At 57.0% G+C, this 17,895-nt stretch carries 15 protein-coding genes; 6 read left to right on the forward strand and 9 right to left on the reverse strand.

Annotation, left to right across the window (positions count from 1 at the left end; all coding sequences use genetic code 11):
* Nucleotides 1-169 precede the first annotated feature (169 nt).
* The 5 genes from AC1AWD_RS04615 to pgl all read left to right on the forward strand — a co-directional run bounded on the left by AC1AWD_RS04615 (nt 170) and on the right by pgl (nt 6,062).
* A complete protein-coding gene (locus AC1AWD_RS04615) occupies nt 170-1,012 on the forward strand; it encodes a DUF3737 family protein (protein WP_476564590.1) in 843 nt (280 codons plus the stop codon).
* A gap of 74 nt (nt 1,013-1,086) precedes the next feature.
* Complete coding sequence (locus AC1AWD_RS04620) at nt 1,087-2,271, forward strand: MalY/PatB family protein (protein WP_476564090.1); 1,185 nt, start codon at nt 1,087-1,089, stop codon at nt 2,269-2,271.
* Between the two features lie 280 nt (nt 2,272-2,551).
* Complete coding sequence (gene zwf / locus AC1AWD_RS04625; RefSeq protein ID WP_476564092.1) at nt 2,552-4,123, forward strand: glucose-6-phosphate dehydrogenase; 1,572 nt, start codon at nt 2,552-2,554, stop codon at nt 4,121-4,123.
* Nucleotides 4,120-5,097 (forward strand): glucose-6-phosphate dehydrogenase assembly protein OpcA, encoded by a 978-nt coding sequence (locus AC1AWD_RS04630; protein ID WP_476564094.1) that lies wholly within the window; start codon nt 4,120-4,122, stop codon nt 5,095-5,097. Before zwf ends, AC1AWD_RS04630 begins: the two co-directional genes overlap by 4 nt.
* A gap of 173 nt (nt 5,098-5,270) precedes the next feature.
* Nucleotides 5,271-6,062 carry a 6-phosphogluconolactonase gene (pgl, locus tag AC1AWD_RS04635; RefSeq protein ID WP_476564096.1) on the forward strand — a complete coding sequence of 264 codons (792 nt, stop codon included), beginning with the start codon at nt 5,271-5,273 and terminating at the stop codon, nt 6,060-6,062.
* A 104-nt stretch (nt 6,063-6,166) separates the two neighbouring features.
* Here the strand turns inward: pgl and gndA are convergent, their stop codons facing one another.
* Nucleotides 6,167-7,615 carry an NADP-dependent phosphogluconate dehydrogenase gene (gene gndA, locus AC1AWD_RS04640; RefSeq protein WP_476564098.1) on the reverse strand — a complete coding sequence of 483 codons (1,449 nt, stop codon included), beginning with the start codon at nt 7,613-7,615 and terminating at the stop codon, nt 6,167-6,169.
* 280 nt (nt 7,616-7,895) lie between these two features.
* Between gndA and brnQ the strand changes: the two genes are divergently transcribed.
* Nucleotides 7,896-9,233 (forward strand): branched-chain amino acid transport system II carrier protein, encoded by a 1,338-nt coding sequence (gene brnQ, locus AC1AWD_RS04645; protein ID WP_476564100.1) that lies wholly within the window; start codon nt 7,896-7,898, stop codon nt 9,231-9,233.
* 124 nt (nt 9,234-9,357) lie between these two features.
* On the opposite strand, the gene AC1AWD_RS04650 is transcribed toward brnQ, so the two are convergent.
* From AC1AWD_RS04650 to AC1AWD_RS04685, 8 genes are all read right to left on the reverse strand, one after another.
* Nucleotides 9,358-10,065: a DedA family protein gene (locus AC1AWD_RS04650; RefSeq protein ID WP_476564102.1), complete on the reverse strand. Its 708-nt coding sequence runs from the start codon at nt 10,063-10,065 to the stop codon at nt 9,358-9,360.
* 47 nt (nt 10,066-10,112) lie between these two features.
* Nucleotides 10,113-10,895: an ABC transporter permease gene (locus tag AC1AWD_RS04655; protein WP_476564104.1), complete on the reverse strand. Its 783-nt coding sequence runs from the start codon at nt 10,893-10,895 to the stop codon at nt 10,113-10,115.
* The gene (locus tag AC1AWD_RS04660) at nt 10,892-11,626 is read right to left on the reverse strand and encodes an ABC transporter ATP-binding protein (RefSeq protein WP_476564106.1); all 735 of its coding nucleotides are present in this window, start codon (nt 11,624-11,626) and stop codon (nt 10,892-10,894) included. Before AC1AWD_RS04660 ends, AC1AWD_RS04655 begins: the two co-directional genes overlap by 4 nt.
* A gap of 171 nt (nt 11,627-11,797) precedes the next feature.
* A complete protein-coding gene (locus tag AC1AWD_RS04665) occupies nt 11,798-13,831 on the reverse strand; it encodes a DEAD/DEAH box helicase (RefSeq protein WP_476564108.1) in 2,034 nt (677 codons plus the stop codon).
* A gap of 108 nt (nt 13,832-13,939) precedes the next feature.
* On the reverse strand, nt 13,940-14,647 hold the full coding sequence (locus tag AC1AWD_RS04670; protein ID WP_476564110.1) for an SDR family oxidoreductase: 708 nt from the start codon (nt 14,645-14,647) through the stop codon (nt 13,940-13,942).
* A 155-nt stretch (nt 14,648-14,802) separates the two neighbouring features.
* Nucleotides 14,803-16,092 (reverse strand): uracil-xanthine permease family protein, encoded by a 1,290-nt coding sequence (locus AC1AWD_RS04675; RefSeq protein ID WP_476564111.1) that lies wholly within the window; start codon nt 16,090-16,092, stop codon nt 14,803-14,805.
* Between the two features lie 100 nt (nt 16,093-16,192).
* Nucleotides 16,193-17,023 carry a histidine phosphatase family protein gene (locus AC1AWD_RS04680; protein ID WP_476564113.1) on the reverse strand — a complete coding sequence of 277 codons (831 nt, stop codon included), beginning with the start codon at nt 17,021-17,023 and terminating at the stop codon, nt 16,193-16,195.
* Between the two features lie 164 nt (nt 17,024-17,187).
* A complete protein-coding gene (locus AC1AWD_RS04685; RefSeq protein ID WP_476564115.1) occupies nt 17,188-17,877 on the reverse strand; it encodes a L,D-transpeptidase in 690 nt (229 codons plus the stop codon).
* Between the last annotated feature and the right edge of the window lie 18 nt (nt 17,878-17,895).

Below are 17,895 nucleotides of genomic sequence, written 5' to 3' on the forward strand. Positions count from 1 at the left end.
TCGCGAACAGCGAATGTGCATGCGACACGTAGGATTAACTTTAGAATATTCGCATTCACGCGTCATGCAAGAAAACGCTGAACACGCAAGAAAACACATGAGAAAAGAGAATTCCATGTCATTCGACGACTATAAGGCCAATCAGGAATCCGAAACGACATCGACGCAGATGCAGGAGGAAATCCATCAGGGCATGCTCACCGGAGAACGCGCCGCATTCTTCTCACATGACACACGTTATGCCGATACTATTTTTGCCGATGGCGAGTCGCCGTTGAAACATGCGCACAATATCGAATTATTGGGATCCATGTTCAAGTGGAAGTATCCGCTGTGGTATTGCGAGCATGTGACCGCCCGCGATTGCACATGGTTTGCGATGGCACGCGCTGGCGTATGGTATACGAAGCATATGCTGGTGGAGCGTTGCACGATTGAGGCGCCGAAGAATTTCCGCCGCGTTGAGGATCTGACGCTGCGCAATGTGGATTTCGTCGATGCCGAGGAGACACTATGGAATTGTTCCGACATTACGGCGGAGCATGTGTCTGCGCGCGGCGATTATTTCGCGATGAACGTGAACGGTTTCACTGCGGATGACCTGCGCTTGGTAGGCAATTATCCGTTTGATGGCGCGAAGAATGTGACCATTGATAATTCGCGGCTTATTTCCAAGGATGCATTTTGGAATGCCGAAAACATCACTGTACGCGATTCGTTTATCTCAGGCGAATATTTGGGATGGAATTCTCGCAATATCACATTCGAGAACTGCACAATCGAAAGTCTGCAGGGATTGTGCTACATCGATGGTCTTACGTTGCGTAATTGCCGTCTGATCAACACGACGTTGGCGTTTGAATATTCGACGGTTGATGCGGACGTGCGCGGCACGATCGATAGCGTATTGAATCCGCGAGGCGGTGTGATTCGCGCCGATGCGATCAGGGATCTGACGCTGGATCCGTCGAAGATCGACCCGGATGCGACGACGATAATTCTTGGCGAATAGCCGCGAATAATCGCCGACATATGACACGACATATTACATATATACATAGGGAAGAATTCAAGGACATATTCGCCATGGCTTACAATTTCGACACTCCGGTTGACCGTTCCGGCACGTACTCGCTCAAATGGGATGAGACGGGCGAAGCGCTGCCCATGTGGGTCGCGGACATGGATTTCACCACCGCTCCGCAGATTCGTGAGGCGTTGCAACGCCGCTTGGACCATGGCGTGTTCGGATATTCGATTGTGCCCGACGAGTGGGCGAAAAGCTATACGGCTTGGTGGCGGCGCCGTCACGGGCTTGCCATCGAGCCGGATTCGCTGGTGTTCTGCACCGGTGTAGTGCCAGCGATTTCGAGCATGGTGCGCAAGTTGACGACGCCGAATGAAAACGTGCTGATTCAGACGCCGGTGTACAACATTTTCTTCAATTCGATTATCAACAACGGCTGCCGCGTATTGGAGGCACCGCTATCCTATGATGATGCCGGCCATTACACCGTGGATTGGGATGCGCTGGAGCAGCGTCTGTCCGATCCGCAGACGACGCTGATGATTCTGTGCAATCCGCATAATCCGGTCGGCTGTATTTGGAGCCGTGGCGAATTGGAACGCATCGGAGAATTGTGCTGCCGCCATCATGTGACGGTGATCAGCGACGAGATTCATTGCGATCTGACCGACCCAGGTTACGAGTACGTGCCGTTCGCCTCGGTAAGCGAGCATTGCCGCATGAATTCGGTGACCTGTCTGGCGCCGACGAAGGCCTTCAATATCGCAGGATTACAGACGGCCGCCGTGATGATTCCCAATCCGGTGCTACGTCATAAGGTATGGCGTGCGCTCAACACCGACGAAGTGGCCGAACCGAATGCGTTCGCCATGACGGCCACCATCGCCGCGTTCAATGAGGGCGAACCGTGGCTTCAAGAATTACGCGCGTATCTGGCGGTCAATAAGCAGTTCGCGTACGCCATGTTCGACGGCTATAACGAGGGCGCGCCCGACAATCGTCGTATCCGCGTTGTGGGTGGCCATGCCACATATCTGCTCTGGGTCGACTGCTCCACTATCACTGACGATACCGACGCATTATGCGACTATCTGACGCGCGAGCATCGCGTCATGCTCTCCCCCGGCGCGGAATTCGGCGGCAACGGCCGCTCATTCGTCCGCATCAATATCGCATGCCCACGTTCCCGTATGCGAGAAGGCCTCACCCGTTTCCTCAACGGCCTCGCCGCATATCAACGCTGATTCCATCAGCCCAACGCCGCTCCGCCAATCTTTTCAATCGTCATATCAGTACTGTTGTGACAGAATTGGGCTCCGGCCAAGTCCGAAAACATCACATCAGTACTGTTATGACGAAATTGCGGGCTGCCAGACTGTAATAATCGTAGAAATAAGCCGAAGGTGTTCATCGATACGATGTCGTCGACGAGCCCTGCGATAGGCCATGTGAAATATTCCACGTTTGTTGCGCCGCATGGGAACATCACCGCGCAAGAGCAGGGATGTCGTTACTATAAGTGGCATGAATCAAACCATTTCCACTTCATCCATGCCTCGGAATGCGGCAAATGGATGGACCAATCCGCTGCGCGACCCGCGCGACCTGCGTCTTCCTCGCATCGCCGGCCCCTGCAGCATTGTGATTTTCGGTGTGACCGGTGATTTGTCCCGCAAGAAGCTGCTGCCGGCGATTTATGACCTGGCGAATCGCGGTCTGCTGCCGCCGAGCTTCGGCCTGACCGGCTTTGCCCGCCGCGACTGGAGCGAAGACCAATTCAAGTCTTTTGTGCGCGAAAACATCGAGGCCCGCTGCCGTACGCCGTTCCGTGAATCGACGTGGAAGCAGCTGTCCGACGGCATTCGATTCGTGCAGGGCAGTTTCGATGATCCGGAGGCGTTCGCCCGCCTTTCCAATACCGTCGCCGAACTTGACCGCGACCGCGGCACACGTGGCAACCATGCGTTCTACATGTCGGTGCCGCCGCGCGCGTTTCCGCAAGTCTCCCGCCAGCTGGCCGACTGCGGTCTGGCGCGCTCCGAAGAGGACGCTTGGCGCCGTGTGATCATCGAAAAACCGTTCGGCCATGATCTTGCCAGCGCCAAGGAATTGGATCGTGTGGTTTCCGAAGTGTTCGATCCGTCGAGCGTGTTCCGTATCGATCATTATCTGGGCAAGGAAACCGTACAGAATCTGTTGGCGCTGCGCTTTGCGAACGCCATGTATGAGCCGATTTGGAATGCGAATTACGTCGACCATGTGCAGATCACCATGGCTGAGGATATTGGCGTGGCCGGCCGTGCGGGCTATTATGATGGCATCGGCGCTGCCCGCGACGTCATTCAGAATCATCTGTTGCAGCTGCTCGCATTGACCGCCATGGAAGAGCCGGTTTCTTTCTCACCATCCGATTTGACGGCCGAAAAGACGAAAGTGCTGTCCGCTGTGCGTCTACCGAAGGATTTGGCCGCTCACACCGCCCGTGGCCAATACGCCGCCGGATGGCAGGGGTCGCATGAGGTGCGCGGCTATCTTGACGAGGCCGGCATCAATCCGGCATCCACGACGGAAACGTATGCGGCGATTCGTCTTGATATCGACACCCGCCGTTGGGCAGGCGTGCCGTTCTATCTGCGTACCGGCAAGCGTCTGGGCAAACGAGTCACCGAAATCGCCGTCGTATTCAAGAAGGCGCCGCATCTGCCGTTCGAATCGACCGCCACCCGCGAACTTGGCCAGAACGCGATCGTGATTCGCGTGCAGCCTGACGAGGGCGTGACGATGCGTTTCGGCGCCAAGGTGCCAGGCGGCACGTCGATGGAAGTGCGCGACGTGTCGATGGACTTCGGCTATGGCCGTTCCTTCACCGAGTCTTCGCCGGAAGCGTACGAGCGTCTGATTCTGGACGTGCTATTGGGAGACCCACCGCTGTTCCCCACCACGCGTGAAGTGGAATTGTCGTGGGAGATTCTGGACCCGATCGAGAAGTTCTGGGCGGCGTTGGGCCAGCCGCAGCCTTATCGTTCGGGCACGTGGGGGCCTGAAGAGGCTGACGAGATGCTTGCTCGCGACGGACGCCAGTGGAGGATGCCATGATCATTACATTGCCGAATACCGAAACCCGCACGATCGCGGAAAAAATCGAAGCCTTGCATGAGGAGCGTGGCGAGGCCGCTTTGGGCCGTGTGCTGACGCTGCTGATTTCCACCAATGGCGACGAGCTTGAGCATGCGCTGAAGTTGGCGAATAACGCCAGTCGTGAGCATCCATGCCGTGTGATTGCCATTGCTCCGGATAATCGCACGGTTGTCGAAAGTGCGCAAACTGGTGCCGATGGCGAAAACAGCGATGCCCCACACACCTATCTGGATGCTGAAATCCGTTTCGGCTCGGATGCCGGCGCAGGCGAAATCATTGTGCTGCATCCGCGCGGCGGTCTGGTGCATCATGCGGATACGTTGGTGATGCCGTTGCTCGTACCAGATACTCCGCTGGTCGCCTGGTGGCCGACCGAAGCGCCGGCGAATCTGTCGAAGGATTTGCTCGGCGCGATGGCTCGTAGCCGCATCACCGACGCGATGCGTTCATCGAATCCGATGCGTACCATGGATGACTTGCGCCGCAACTGGTCACCGAAGAACGTGGATATGTCGTGGACGCGTTTGACCGTATGGCGTGCGATGCTTGCCTCCATGCTTGATCAGCCGCCGCATCTGCCGATCAGCGCGGCGCGTGTGGCGGGTCCGGAAGATTTCCTGCCGATGGACTTGCTGGCCGCATGGCTGCGTTTGAAGCTCAACGTGCCGGTTACGATTGAGCATGTTCCGGGCGCCACCGCCGTCACCGGCGTGTATTTGACCCGCGCGGATGGCGAGCTGAGTCTGGAGCGTCCATCTGCGGAGGGCGGCATTGCCGTTATCAGCATGCCAGGCCAGTCGCCGCAGACCATCAGCGTGCCCACTCGTACGTTGGAGGAATGCTTGAGCGAAGAATTGGGACGCCTCTATCCCGACGACATCTACGCCGAAGTCGTTACCGAGGGCTGGGACTTGATTCATCCTCACGCCTAAAACATACATAACGGCCACTCCTGCTGATATGAACCATAACCATCAGCAGGAGTGACCGAAACCAAGGCTTACAACGGTCACATTTGCAGTAAGGACGGACCAACATCAGCAAGTGTGACCGAAAAAAGACCAAAGCATTAGGCAGTTTCGTTGCTTGGATAAAGGAGACATATATGGGCGCACGTAAAACCGTGGTCTATCCGAATCCGCAGATTCTCGCACAGGCCGTCGCTTCGCGCACGCTGCTGACCATTATCGACATGTTGGCCGAGCCGAATCGTGGACGTGTCGATATCGCCGTCACCGGCGGCACCGACGGGATTGAAGTGCTCGCCGTCATGGGCAAGAATTCTCTGTGTGATGCGGTTGATTGGTCACACGTACACGTATGGTGGGGCGATGAGCGTTTCGTTGCCGCCGACGATGATGATCGTAATGCCAAGCAGGCTCGTGAAGCGCTGTTCGACCGTCTGATCGCCGAAGGCCGCATGCCGGCCGAGAACATTCATGAGATGCCGGCTGACAGGCGTTCCGCTGAAGCAATCACGCAGGATTCGTCTGAGCGGACCAATGAGATTCTGGCGGCCGCGGCCGCTGAATATCAGTGTGAGCTGATTGCGCAGTTGGGCGAGAACGCGCGTATGGATATCGCCATGTTCGGAGTCGGGTCGGACGCACATTTCGCATCCCTGTTCCCAGGCAAGGATGAAGTGCTGATCGACGATCCGCATGTGTTGGTCGCCGGCGTGCGCGACTCCCCCAAGCCTCCGCCGCTGCGTGTGACCCTGACTGTTCCGATGATTGCACGCTCGCTTCACACGTGGGTGTTCACTTCCGAAGAACGCAAGGCCGAGGCCGTTTGCAACGCTTTCGCCAAGCCGCGTAATCCACAGGCTCCCAGTTCCTATGCCGACGGCGAGGAACTGCTGTGGCTGGTTGATGTGGGAGCGGTCAGCAAACTGTAAAAAACCGCTGCGACACCGTTGCAGTAACACGATGAAGGGTTAAGAGGAATTCCTCCTCTTAACCCTTCATCGTGTATCAGGTCTTCACTTTGCCAGGCTTCGACTCAGATTTCGATTTCTTCGCGTCCCGGCTCAGCCCACAGTGTGTGGAAAGCACCCGGAGCGTCGATGCGACCGTAGGTGTGCGCACCGAAGAAGTCACGCTGGCCCTGAATCAAAGCGGCAGGCAGACGCGGAGAGCGCAGGCCGTCGAAGTAAGCCAGCGACGAGGAAAGGGCCGGAACCGGAATGCCGAAGCGCACAGCGCGCGCGACGACGCGACGCCACGAGGGTTCAGCGGTTTCAATGGCATCCTTGAAATACGGGGCGAATAGCAGCGACACATTCGCGTCGCCGGATTCAAAGGCTTCGGAGATGCGGTTGAGGAACTTCGCTCGGATGATGCAGCCGCCGCGCCAGATACGGGCGACAGCAGCCAGATCGATATTCCAGCCGTATTCTTCGGCGGCGGCGGTGATCTCATTAAAGCCCTGTGCATAGGCGACGACCTTGGAAGCGTACAGTGCTTCACGAATGTCGTTGATGAAGGCCTGGCGTTCTTCAACCGGCATGTCGATCGGGTCGGATGGACCTTCAAAGCCCTGACGAAGGGCCTCTTCGCGCAACGCACCCTGAGAAGACAGACCGCGAGCGAATACTGCTTCGGCAATGCCGGTAACCGGCACGCCCAGAGAAAGGGCGGTCTGCACCGTCCAAGTACCGGTGCCCTTCATGCCAGCATGATCCACGATTACGTCAATCAGCGGCTTTCCGGTCTTGGCATCGGCCTGATGCAGCACCTCGGCGGTGATTTCGATCAAGTAGGAGTCCAACTCGGTCTTGTTCCAGTCTTCGAACACGTCGCCGATTTCAGCCGGGCTCATGCCCAGGCCGCGACGCATCAGATCGTAGCTTTCGGCGATCAGCTGCATGTCGGAGTATTCGATGCCGTTATGCACCATCTTGACGAAGTGACCGGCACCGTTCTCGCCAATGTGGGTCACGCACGGTTCACCTTCGGCGACGGCTGCGATGGACTCGAAAATCGGCTTCAGCGTCGTCCAGGATTCGTCGGTGCCGCCCGGCATCATCGACGGACCGCGTAGTGCGCCCTCTTCACCGCCGGAAACGCCGCAGCCAACGAAGTGCAGGCCACGAGCGCGGATTTCCTTTTCACGGCGAATCGTATCCGGGAAGTAGGCGTTACCCGCGTCAACGATGATGTCGCCCGGTTCCATCAGATTGGCCAGCGCGTTGATCATCGCGTCGGTCGGCTCACCGGCCTTAACCATGATGATGGCGGTACGCGGCTTGGTGAGGCTGTCGACGAATTCCTCCAAGGTCTTTGCCGGGTAGAATTCACCTTCGTTACCGTGTTCGGCCATCAGCTTTTCCGTGCGGCCGTAGGAACGGTTGAAAACGGCGACCTTGTTGCCATGGTGCGCGAGATTACGGGCCAAGCTGCCACCCATTGCGGCGAGACCAACGACGCCGACGTTTGCTTCAGCTGTCATGCTGCTTCCTCCGTCAAAAAAGAGTACTTTTCCGTTGTCAGTCTAGCCCGAACCCGTCATATCGCCAAGATTTGTTTCACAATAACGCTGGCGGCGAAGTCTTCATGAATTATCAAACCGTTGTCGCATGTAATGCACATTCGTTGTACGGGAAAATATTAGACTAGGTGGAATGAGGGATTCACAAGGTTCATCGTCTCAAAATATGGCTACAAAAACAGATTCCAGCGGCGAATGCATCACAAGCGATGCTGTCTCAATGCAACAATCCGACATAACATTGACGACACGTAATCGCCTGCTGCTTACATTCACGTTCTTTTCCATGTTTTTCGGCGCCGGAAATCTGATTTTCCCGCCGTTTTTAGGCGTCCAATCCGGCACGGCATCGATTACGGCCACGTTCGGCTTCATCATTTCCGCCGTGGGCTTGCCAATTTTGGGCGTTCTTGCCGTTTCCCGTGCAGGCGGTTTCGACGCATTGGCAGGCCGTGTGGGGCCACGTTTCGCTTCCGTTCTTGGCTTGGCCATTATTCTGACCATCGGCCCATGCTTTGCGATTCCCCGTACGGCGACCACGTCATATGAGATGGCTGTGGTGCCGTTCGCCGGCGATACGCCGCGCTGGCTGACACAGCTCGTATATTCGGCGGTATTTTTCGCCTTGTCGTATGTGGTCGCGCAACATCCTGAACGCCTGTCGAAAACGCTGGGCAAAGTGATGGGTCCGCTGCTGCTGGTGCTGATTGCTGCGCTGTTCATCGCATGCCTCGTGATTCCCCATGGCGATTTCACCGCACCGTTCGGCGATTATGAGACCGGTCAGATGGCACGCGGCTTTCTGGACGGCTATCAGACGATGGATTTGCTGGCCGCCTTGTATTTCGGCATCATCATTTCAGTGAACGTCACGCAGATGGGCGTCACCGAGGAATCCGAGAACCGTAAGGAAACAGGTCTGGCCGGTCTTGGCACCGGCGTCATGCTGGTTCTTGTGTACAGCGTGCTCTCGTTTGTCGGCGTCATCTCCGGCTCACTGGCGCGAATCGACCCGTCGAAGGATACCGGTGCCACGGTGTTGACGAATCTGACGTCGTCGGCATTCGGCACATGGGGCACTGCTTTTGTCGGACTGGTGTTCGTCATCGCCTGCTTCAACGTATGCACGGGGCTGATTTCCACCTGCGGCACGTATTTCCAAAATCGTTTCCCGCGCATCGCAGGTCGCCGTATGGGCTATCGCGCATGGAGCGCGATTTTCGCCGCATTCAGTTTCATCGTGTCGAATGCCGGTTTGAGCATGATCATCAAAGTGTCGGTGCCGGTGTTGTCCGCGCTGTATCCGATGGCAATCGTATTGATCGTACTATCGTTCACGCACCATCTGATTGCCGGCCGTTTTCATCGCATCTATTTCTGGGTGGTGGTGCTGGTCGGCATCGTCAGTATTGTGGACTGCGCGAACAGTCTGATTACGCTGTTTGGATTCACGATTCCTATGTTGGGCGAAGCGTTGGCGATGCTGCCATTGCATGACGTCCAGCTTGGCTGGCTGCTACCGGCGATTATCGGTCTGTTAATCGGCATTGGCGACAGCCTGCTGCGAACGAACAAATAAGAAACGGTCACATATGCTGATAAGAACGCATCCCATCAGCATATGTGATCGGTTTAAGGCTCGATTTCGGTCACATATGCTGATATAAACACACCGCATCAGCACATGTGACCGGTTTTTGCGATTAGTCCTGGTTGGATTCCTTCGCCTTATGTTTGCGGACTTTCACGACGACATACCAGATGCACAGAATCACGATAAGACCGGCCACCACGTACTGGAATTGGTCGAGGAAGCCGAGAATTGTGCACCACTGGCCGCCAAGCAAATAGCCGGCCATCACCAGCAGTGTATTCCACACAAGAGAACCGAACGCGGTCAAAGCGGCGAAACGCCACGCCGACATGGCGGCCAAACCGGCAGGAATGGAGATCAGACTGCGCACAATCGGAATCACACGCCCCACCAACACCGACAGCCAGCCGTAACGGGCGAACCAACGGTCGGCGACATCAATATCGCTCGCATCAGTCAACGGCATCCAATCGAACAGACGACGAATTCTTTCGGCGCCGATCGCACGCGAAATGCCGTACAGCAACAGCGCGCCAAGCAACGAGCCGATCGTCGCGCCGATAACGGCTTCGACCAATGTCATATGCCCCTGTGCCGCGGTGAAACCCGCCAAAGGCAGAATCACTTCACTCGGAATCGGCGGAAACAGGTTTTCCAACAACACCGCCATACCAGTACCGACAGCGCCCATTGCGGACATCAACTGCACCAACCAATTCGTGATGGCACCGATGAAACCGCCCGTATCAACGGCGCACGATCCAATATTGTCGGCCAGCGTGACACCGGCCGCATATCCAAACATCAATTCGTTCATAGTGTAAAAGTATCCGTATCGTTCTTGGAAAGCACTTGGGCTTTATCTTACGGCAAGCGCAGACGGTCATCCTTCGTGAAACATGTACGGTACACCATGGCCATAATCAACGAGTCGGCCAACAGCGTCAATGCGGCAATCGCACCGAGAATAACGAATTGATATTTCGCGGCATCCAACGGGTCGCCGCCAGCGATAACCTGACCGGCCATCATGCCCGGAATAGTGACGATGCCGCTGGATGCGAGCGATGCCGTGGTAGGCAGCAAGCCAAGTCGAATCGACGATACGATGGACGGACGGGCAGCCTCCCACGCGGTGGCGCCAAGAGCCAACATGGTGTCGATCTCGTCACGACGTTCGCGCATGGACTCATAGAAGCGACTCAATCCGACCGCGAGTGCGGACACCGTATTGCCCAGCAGCATGCCGGTCAACGGCACGACCAACTGTGGCGCATACCATGGCTGCGGGCGGATGATCAGTTCGGCGACCAATGAAATCATGAGCAGCATGGTGAGCACGAGGCTGAGCAGAACGGGGCCTGTCAGGCCTTTGGGCACTCCTTTGGCGCGCGACAGGGTGATTTGCACGGCGGCGATCAGCATGACTGCGATCAGCGCGAACACCAGCCAAATGTTGTTGGAACGAATGACGTAGCCCATGATCAGGCCCATGGCACACAATTGCAGCAACGCGCGGCATGCCGACCATAGCAGGGTTTTCCCGACGCCCATGCGCGTGAGGCCGGACACGCCGGCCGCAGTTACGACCATTGCCAAGGCTACAAGCAACCCCCAAATATCAATGGAATAATAGTTGCCGCTCATGGCCGCTGCTCCTTGTTTTCCTCATACAGGATTCCGTCGCGCAATACGAGTGTTCTTGCGGCCAGCCCGTCCGATGCGCGATGCCGTATGCGGATGATCGCCATGCCTTCTTCGGCGGCATGCTGCATGATCTGTGCGACGAGGCCGGCGTTGTCGTCATCCAATCCGGCATCGACTTCGTCGGCGAGCAGTACGCGCGGTTTGGTCAGCAGCGTGCGAGCGAGGCTGACGCGCGCAGCCTGGCCTCCGGAAAGATCGTGTGGGTCACGGTTGAGTTCGATGTCTGCGCAGCCGATGCCGTCAAGCATGTGGCGAATATCGTCGTCGCTGATTCCGATCTGCGTATCCTTGTGCGGGAACGGTGTTTTCTTGGCGGTATCTTGCGCAACGCGTACATGCAGTCTCCATGGCAGGCGGATCGCTTCAGCCACCGTTGCACCAGGCAATATCGGCTTTTGCGGCAGGTATGCCACTTGGCTGCGCCACTGTTGCGGCGTGAATTCCGTATCCTTATGCCCGTCGAGGATGAATTCGCCGTGCGTACGCGGATTCAGTTTGGCGAAAGCCGTCAGCAGACTGCTTTTGCCCGAACCGGAGGGGCCTGTCAAATCCACGATTTCATGTGTGTGAATCGAAAGCGCCAATCCTTTGAAAATAATACGTTCGCCTTGTTCCGCCGGCATCCTGCAGCTGACGACGTGTGCGGAAAACACCGATTGTTGCTCATCCATGCCTCCACTCTATCGGTTTTGGCGGCAAACGGCGTGATTCGTCGATGATTTCGTTTTCGCCACATCAACAACATGGGAGGCATGAATTGCGGCCAATCATGACGCTCATCGTTGATGTTGATGAGTCATATGAGTGGCCGCAATGATTGCCGCTATGATTTCGCTCTCCGCTTAGCGTGTACGGAATGGAGCGCGCTTGATTTTCGAGTGACGACGACGCGGGCCGCCGGAATGCTTGTCGCCATAACGCGCTTTCATGCGGCGTTCGTGACGCTTCACGTCTTCGGAACGTTCGTCGTTGCGAACGCGATTCTCGTTGCGGTGAATGCGCTTGCCGGAAACGGTGTCGTCATTACGACGCTTCCTGCCGTTGCGGTGATTCTGATTATCGCGGCGATCATTGTACGAGTTACGCTGCTGTTTCGCCGAACGATTATCGTTGCGTTCCGTCTTACGTTCAGCCCCGTATCCGGACTTACGTTCAGCTTTGCGGTCGGCCTTACGCTTGGACTTCGTCTTGCCGCCGTCGCGTTCCTGCAAAGCTTCCGCTTGGCGACGCTTCTCACGCTCGGCCTTGGATGCGGCATGGCGACGGTCGTACCTCTCACGACGCCTATCGTTGCGTGGCTTCTCCTGCTTCATGGAAAAGACCGCCGACTCGACCGGCGCTTGGTCGATACGAGTCACTTCGACCGCCTCGACCACATTCGACAAGTCATCGTCAAGGCGACGACGATTATCGCGGTCACGCCGGTCACGACGTTTGCCGTCCTTGCCGAAACGGTCATCGTTCTTACGGCGGCACGAACCGCGACCGTCCTTTCGACCGTTCTTCTCATTACGGCGGCGCGGATTGCCGGCAGGCTGCGACTGTTCCAACGTCCAACCGAACACCGGCTCGGCCTGCTCGCCGACCAACTCAAGCACTTCCGGAGAATCGGAACGAACCTTGACGGAACGAACCTGCAGCCCGGCCTCGCGCATCATACGGCGGGTTTTGCGACGCTGTTCCGGCAGCATCAGAGTGACGACGTCACCGGTCTTGCCCGCACGCGCGGTACGGCCAGAACGATGCAGGAAGGATTTCGGATCATCCGGCGGCTCGACCTGGACGACCAGTTCGACGCCACTGATGTCAATGCCTCGGGCCGCGACATCGGTGGCGACCATAACACGCACGTCGCCGCTGTCGAATGCGGCAAGATTGCGGTCACGCTGGTTCTGGCTCAGGTTGCCGTGCAGCTCCGCAGCCGGAATGCCGGCCTGCGTAAGCTCCTTGGAAAGTTTCATGGCCTGGAACTTCGTGCGGGTGAACATGATGCGACGGCCCTTGCCACTGGCCAAAGCCCTCACCAGCGCGGGCTTGTCGTCACGCGTGGTTTCGAACACGTGATGGGTCATTTCGTCAACCGTGGAGGTCGCCGAATCAACGCTATGCACCTTCGGATCAGACAGGAAGGTTTCCACCACCTCATCGACACCATGGTCGAGGGTCGCGGAGAACAGCATGACCTGCGCGTCGAAGGAAATCTGGCCAAGCAGACGCTTGACCGGCGGCAGGAATCCCATATCGGCCATTTCGTCGGCTTCGTCGATGACGGCGATCTGCACGTTGTCGAGAGCGAGCGCCTTCTGCTCGATCAGATCCTCCAAGCGTCCCGGACAGGCGACGACGATATCTGCGCCTTCGCGCAGTTCACGGAACTGACGGTTGTAACGCACGCCACCGTAAATGGTTGTGGTGGCCATGCCGTACATACGCGCCAATGGCGCCAGCACATCGTTGATCTGGTTGGCCAGTTCTCGGGTCGGGGCCAGCACCAAGCCGCGCGGGCGGGGCAGGCGGGAATCGTCGCGTGAATCCTCGTTGTCGGACTGGCTTTTGGTGCGGCGCTTGCCACCGCGGTTTCCACGCGGATTGGCGCCCATGCCGATTTCGCCCAGACGAGCGACCAGCGGAATCGAAAACGCCAAGGTCTTACCGGAACCGGTGCGCCCGCGGCCAAGCACGTCACGTCCGGCGAGAGAATCAGGCAAAGTGTCGGCCTGAATGGGGAATGCAGTGCGCTTACCTTCCGCGGCCAAGGCGCGGACAAGCGGACCGGGCACGCCGAGTTCGGCGAAAGTGTAGGTGCGGTCGGCGTCCTGCACGGTTTCGGGCATGGACGATTCCGCCGCAAGGGCATCAAAAGTGTTTTCTGGCACAGTGGACTTTCATGTCAATACATCGTGAAATTGCATGCGTTGCGCAAGCCTGTCCACAGTATCCTATGCCCAATACTTTTTCCGATGCCCTTGCAATATAACGGCGGTTCAGCTGTTGCGATTGATTTCGATATCGCTGACGGTCAGATTGGCCGCGCATGTCAGATTGAAAAGAATCACTTCGGCCAGCTGGTCGGCGCGCATGAACGTATGCTGTTTTTCTTCTGACACATAATCGCGACTGTCACGGTAGAACGCGGTGTCGATGCCTCCCGGATAGACGGCGACGATTTTCACGCTGGTTCCTTTGTATGCGGCCTGCAGGCTCTTGGTGTAGCCTTTTTCGCCCCACTTGGCCGCGCAGTATACGCTTTCGTTGGCGTTGCCGCGCGTGGCGGCGGTGCTCATGATATTAGCGATTTTGACGTCCTGCTCCCCTGTGGCTTTCAACGTTTCCACGCTCCACAGAATCATCCCCTTCAAACCTTTAAGGCATATGTCGATATCCGCCGCTTCGTATGCGGTCGGGACTTTGAAGGAAGGCTGTCCGGCGTTATTGATCAGCAGGTCGATATGCCCCAGTTGTGCGATTCGGGCTATGGATTCCACTGCGAACGTCTCATCCGAAACATCGCCGACGAACGCCTGATACGAGTCCTTCGCAAATTCCTCAGCCAGTTCGGCCTGACGCTGAGCATTGAAGTCAATGCCTGCCACAAACCAGCCTTGCGCAATCAGTTGACGGACCATCTCATAGCCCAATCCCAACGCGCTGCCGGTGACAATGGCGATTTTCTTGCCTTGTGCCGTTGCCATATTTCGTTTCCTTTCACTGTGACGCATATATATTTGCCGTGACTGCCCATCATATACGCGCATATATGAAGAAAAGCCCCCTTTCGGGAGCTTCCTTGGGATTACATCGATACCGAATGATATTCAAACGGCGATCGCATATCGGAAATGAACAATCACTGGATATCCGGATCGTCTTTTTCGATGGTGCCGATGGCCTTGCCGATGGCCTTCAGACCGTGGTAGGCGACGAGCACGACGATGGTGCCGATGGCGATGCCGTTGAAGGACACGCCCTGAATGGCGAAGGTGAAGTCCGCGATGCCGATGATCATCACGATTGCGGCGGTCATCACGTTCAGCGGCTTGTCGAAGTTGACCTTGTTCTCCACCCAAATGCGCACGCCGATCATGCCGATCATGCCGTACAGCAGGGTGGTGACGCCGCCGAGCACGCCGGCCGGGATCGTGTTGATGATGGCGCCGAACTTCGGGCACAGGCTCAACAGCAGGGCGAATGCAGCGGCACACCAGTAGGCTGCGGTCGAATACACCTTGGTGGCTGCCATCACGCCGATGTTCTCGCCGTAGGTGGTGGTGCCGGAGCCGCCGCCAAAACCGGCGATCGCGGTACCGAGGCCGTCGGCGAACAGAGCGGAGCCCATCTTGTCGTCATAGTCACGGCCGGTCATCTGCGCCACGGACTTGACATGGCCAACATTTTCGGCGACAAGCACGAGCACGACGGGGATGAACATCGGCAGGATCGTCAAATCGGCCTGCGGCAGGTGGAACTTCGGGAAACCGATCCAGGAAGCGTCGGCGATTGCGGAGAAGTCGACCTGGCCGCGGAAGCACGCGTAGATGTAGCCAACGATGACGCCGAGCAGAATGTTCAGACGACCCAGCAGACCCTTGAACAGCACTGCGATCAGCAGCACAGCGACCAAGGTGACCAGTGCGGTATCGGGGGCGGCCTGGAAATTATTCCACACGGACGGGGCCAGGTTGAAGCCGATGATGGCGACGATGGCACCATTGACGACCGGCGGCATGATGATATCGATCCACTTGGCACCGGCGAAGTGCACGAGCAGGCCGACCAGAGCAAGCAGCAGACCGGTAATCATAATGCCGAAGGATGCTACGGCCAGCCCCTTGTTGGCAGTGGTCACGGCCGTGATCGGCGCGATGAAGCCGAAGGACGAGCCAAGGTAACTCGGAAGAACGTTCTTATTGATCAGCAGGAACAACGCCGTCGACATTGCGGTGAAGAACAGCGTGGTGGACGGGTCGAAGCCTGTCAGAATCGGCACCAGGAAGGTGGCACCGAACATGGCGATCACATGCTGGGCGCCGATGCCGATGGTGCGGCCCCAAGTCAGGCGCTCATCAGGTTCGACGACTTCGCCCGGAGCCAGCGTCTTGCCGTCACCGTGCAGCTGCCACGTGAACAGATTGGACATTCACATCTCCTTAACTCTCTAGTGTGGCGACATCGCGTCACACGTCACAGCCATTGTAATGGAGACATGACCAAATAGTAATTACCTGCGGCAAAGAATCCTAACGCTCATGGTATTCGACCAAATGCGGATCCACCGTCTGCACGACGTTGACCAAGTCCCCGTTGGACAGCAGCGGACGCCTGAACTCACGCCACGGTTCAACCTTCACTTCCCAACGACCTTCATCCTCGTCATATACCGGGCGGGCGGTCTGTTCCCAACGGAAACGCTTATAGGTGCGTCCCGAATCCGGATTACGGCGCGAATAATGCAGGCAGGTGCAATTGGTGATGCGCCACTCTTCCGAATCCGCACGATGCAGGAACTCCTCATCCGACAAATCCTCAAGCGTCAACATCAACGCAAGCATCAAATCGCCATGGCTGACCATCACCACGGATTCCGCGTCGGATTTGCGATTCAACGAAGTGAGCAGATTATGCACGCGGTCCTCGGCCACATCCGCAATCGATTCGCCTGCCGGCGGACGCCAATACAACGGATCGGTGTTTTTGAACATCCAATTGCGCGGATAGTTGTTGCGAAAATCGTCTTTGGTGATGGTATTGATCTCACCCCACGAGCGTTCGCGCAGAACACGTTTTTCTTCCCATTTCGCTTTCGGCAACGCCATGGTGGCCGCGGTTTCACGGGTGCGCACATATGGGGAGACCAAATAACGGTCGAACAGCTGCTGTTGAGAGACCAGCCAGCGGCCGATGCAGTCGGCCTGCTTGCGTCCGGTGCCGGTCAGACGCCATGAACGGTCCGGCACGGTGACGTTATCCTGCGTATACAGCGAATTATCCCCCTGTTCGCCCGCGCTGACGATAACATTCGCTTCGGATTCGCCGTGACGAATCACATACAGATCAAGTGGCATGCTCATTGTTTCCACATCCTTCATTCAACGATCGCGCCGTCTCGCATAGGCCAACCGCAGCCGTGCATATAATGCCCAACCGTAATCGAAAATCTTTCGGACACGCAGTCGCAGCATATTCGCCATCAAAAATTCGACTACGATCAATCGCGGATTCATCCCGAAGCCAGTCAGTGAATATGCACCGGCGTTCCTTCCGGAATATTGTCATAGATCCATTGCGCGTCGGAAACGGTCAGGCGAACACATCCATGCGATGCCGGTTGGCCGAGTTTCACTGCTTCGGACTCTATATATTCGCCGAAGTTCTGCGTGGTGGGCACGCTGTGAAACAGAAATGTGGTACCACTGAATGCAACCCAATAATCGGCGCCCATTCCCTCCGATTCGTTGTAGAAATGGTCGCCGCGCATGCCGATCGCATAATCGCCCAAGGGTGTACTGTCGTCCAGACCAGTGCTGGCGACCATCGTGTAGACCACTACGCCATCCGATTTCACGTACACGCGCTGGTCGACAATGCTGACATCCAGCGACGGATTCGACAGCGCATTCGCATCGGGATAGTCGCCGCCGGATGGTCCTCGCCAGTCCAACGTCGCTCCGGGCGAATCCTTTTCATCGTTTCCGCCATCGCGCTTCGCTTTTGCGGTATTGTTCTTATCCGACGAATCATCAGCAGCATGCGACGTCGCCGTATCACCGGCAATCATCATGCTACGCATGTTCATCACACCGGAAACCGACACGACCACGCAAACAATGAACGCCGCAAGACAAAGAACGGCCACTATGCGGCGGCGACGATATCTGCTTTGTTTTTCCGCTTGCGACGCGGGGCGCGATGTCTTCTTAGGCATTCTTCTCTCCGGCATGAT

Source organism: Bifidobacterium sp. LH_512 (assembly GCF_056356435.1).

Coding starts and splice junctions, on each gene's coding strand:
- zwf (WP_476564092.1), top strand. CDS start 2,552: ATGAATCAAACCATTTCCACTTCATCCATGCCTCGGAATGCGGCAAAT.
- AC1AWD_RS04685 (WP_476564115.1), bottom strand. CDS start 17,877: ATGCCTAAGAAGACATCGCGCCCCGCGTCGCAAGCGGAAAAACAAAGC.
- AC1AWD_RS04615 (WP_476564590.1), top strand. CDS start 170: ATGCAGGAGGAAATCCATCAGGGCATGCTCACCGGAGAACGCGCCGCA.
- AC1AWD_RS04655 (WP_476564104.1), bottom strand. CDS start 10,895: ATGAGCGGCAACTATTATTCCATTGATATTTGGGGGTTGCTTGTAGCC.
- gndA (WP_476564098.1), bottom strand. CDS start 7,615: ATGACAGCTGAAGCAAACGTCGGCGTCGTTGGTCTCGCCGCAATGGGT.
- AC1AWD_RS04675 (WP_476564111.1), bottom strand. CDS start 16,092: ATGTCCAATCTGTTCACGTGGCAGCTGCACGGTGACGGCAAGACGCTG.
- pgl (WP_476564096.1), top strand. CDS start 5,271: ATGGGCGCACGTAAAACCGTGGTCTATCCGAATCCGCAGATTCTCGCA.
- AC1AWD_RS04660 (WP_476564106.1), bottom strand. CDS start 11,626: ATGGATGAGCAACAATCGGTGTTTTCCGCACACGTCGTCAGCTGCAGG.
- AC1AWD_RS04620 (WP_476564090.1), top strand. CDS start 1,087: ATGGCTTACAATTTCGACACTCCGGTTGACCGTTCCGGCACGTACTCG.
- AC1AWD_RS04670 (WP_476564110.1), bottom strand. CDS start 14,647: ATGGCAACGGCACAAGGCAAGAAAATCGCCATTGTCACCGGCAGCGCG.
- AC1AWD_RS04650 (WP_476564102.1), bottom strand. CDS start 10,065: ATGAACGAATTGATGTTTGGATATGCGGCCGGTGTCACGCTGGCCGAC.
- AC1AWD_RS04630 (WP_476564094.1), top strand. CDS start 4,120: ATGATCATTACATTGCCGAATACCGAAACCCGCACGATCGCGGAAAAA.
- AC1AWD_RS04680 (WP_476564113.1), bottom strand. CDS start 17,023: ATGAGCATGCCACTTGATCTGTATGTGATTCGTCACGGCGAATCCGAA.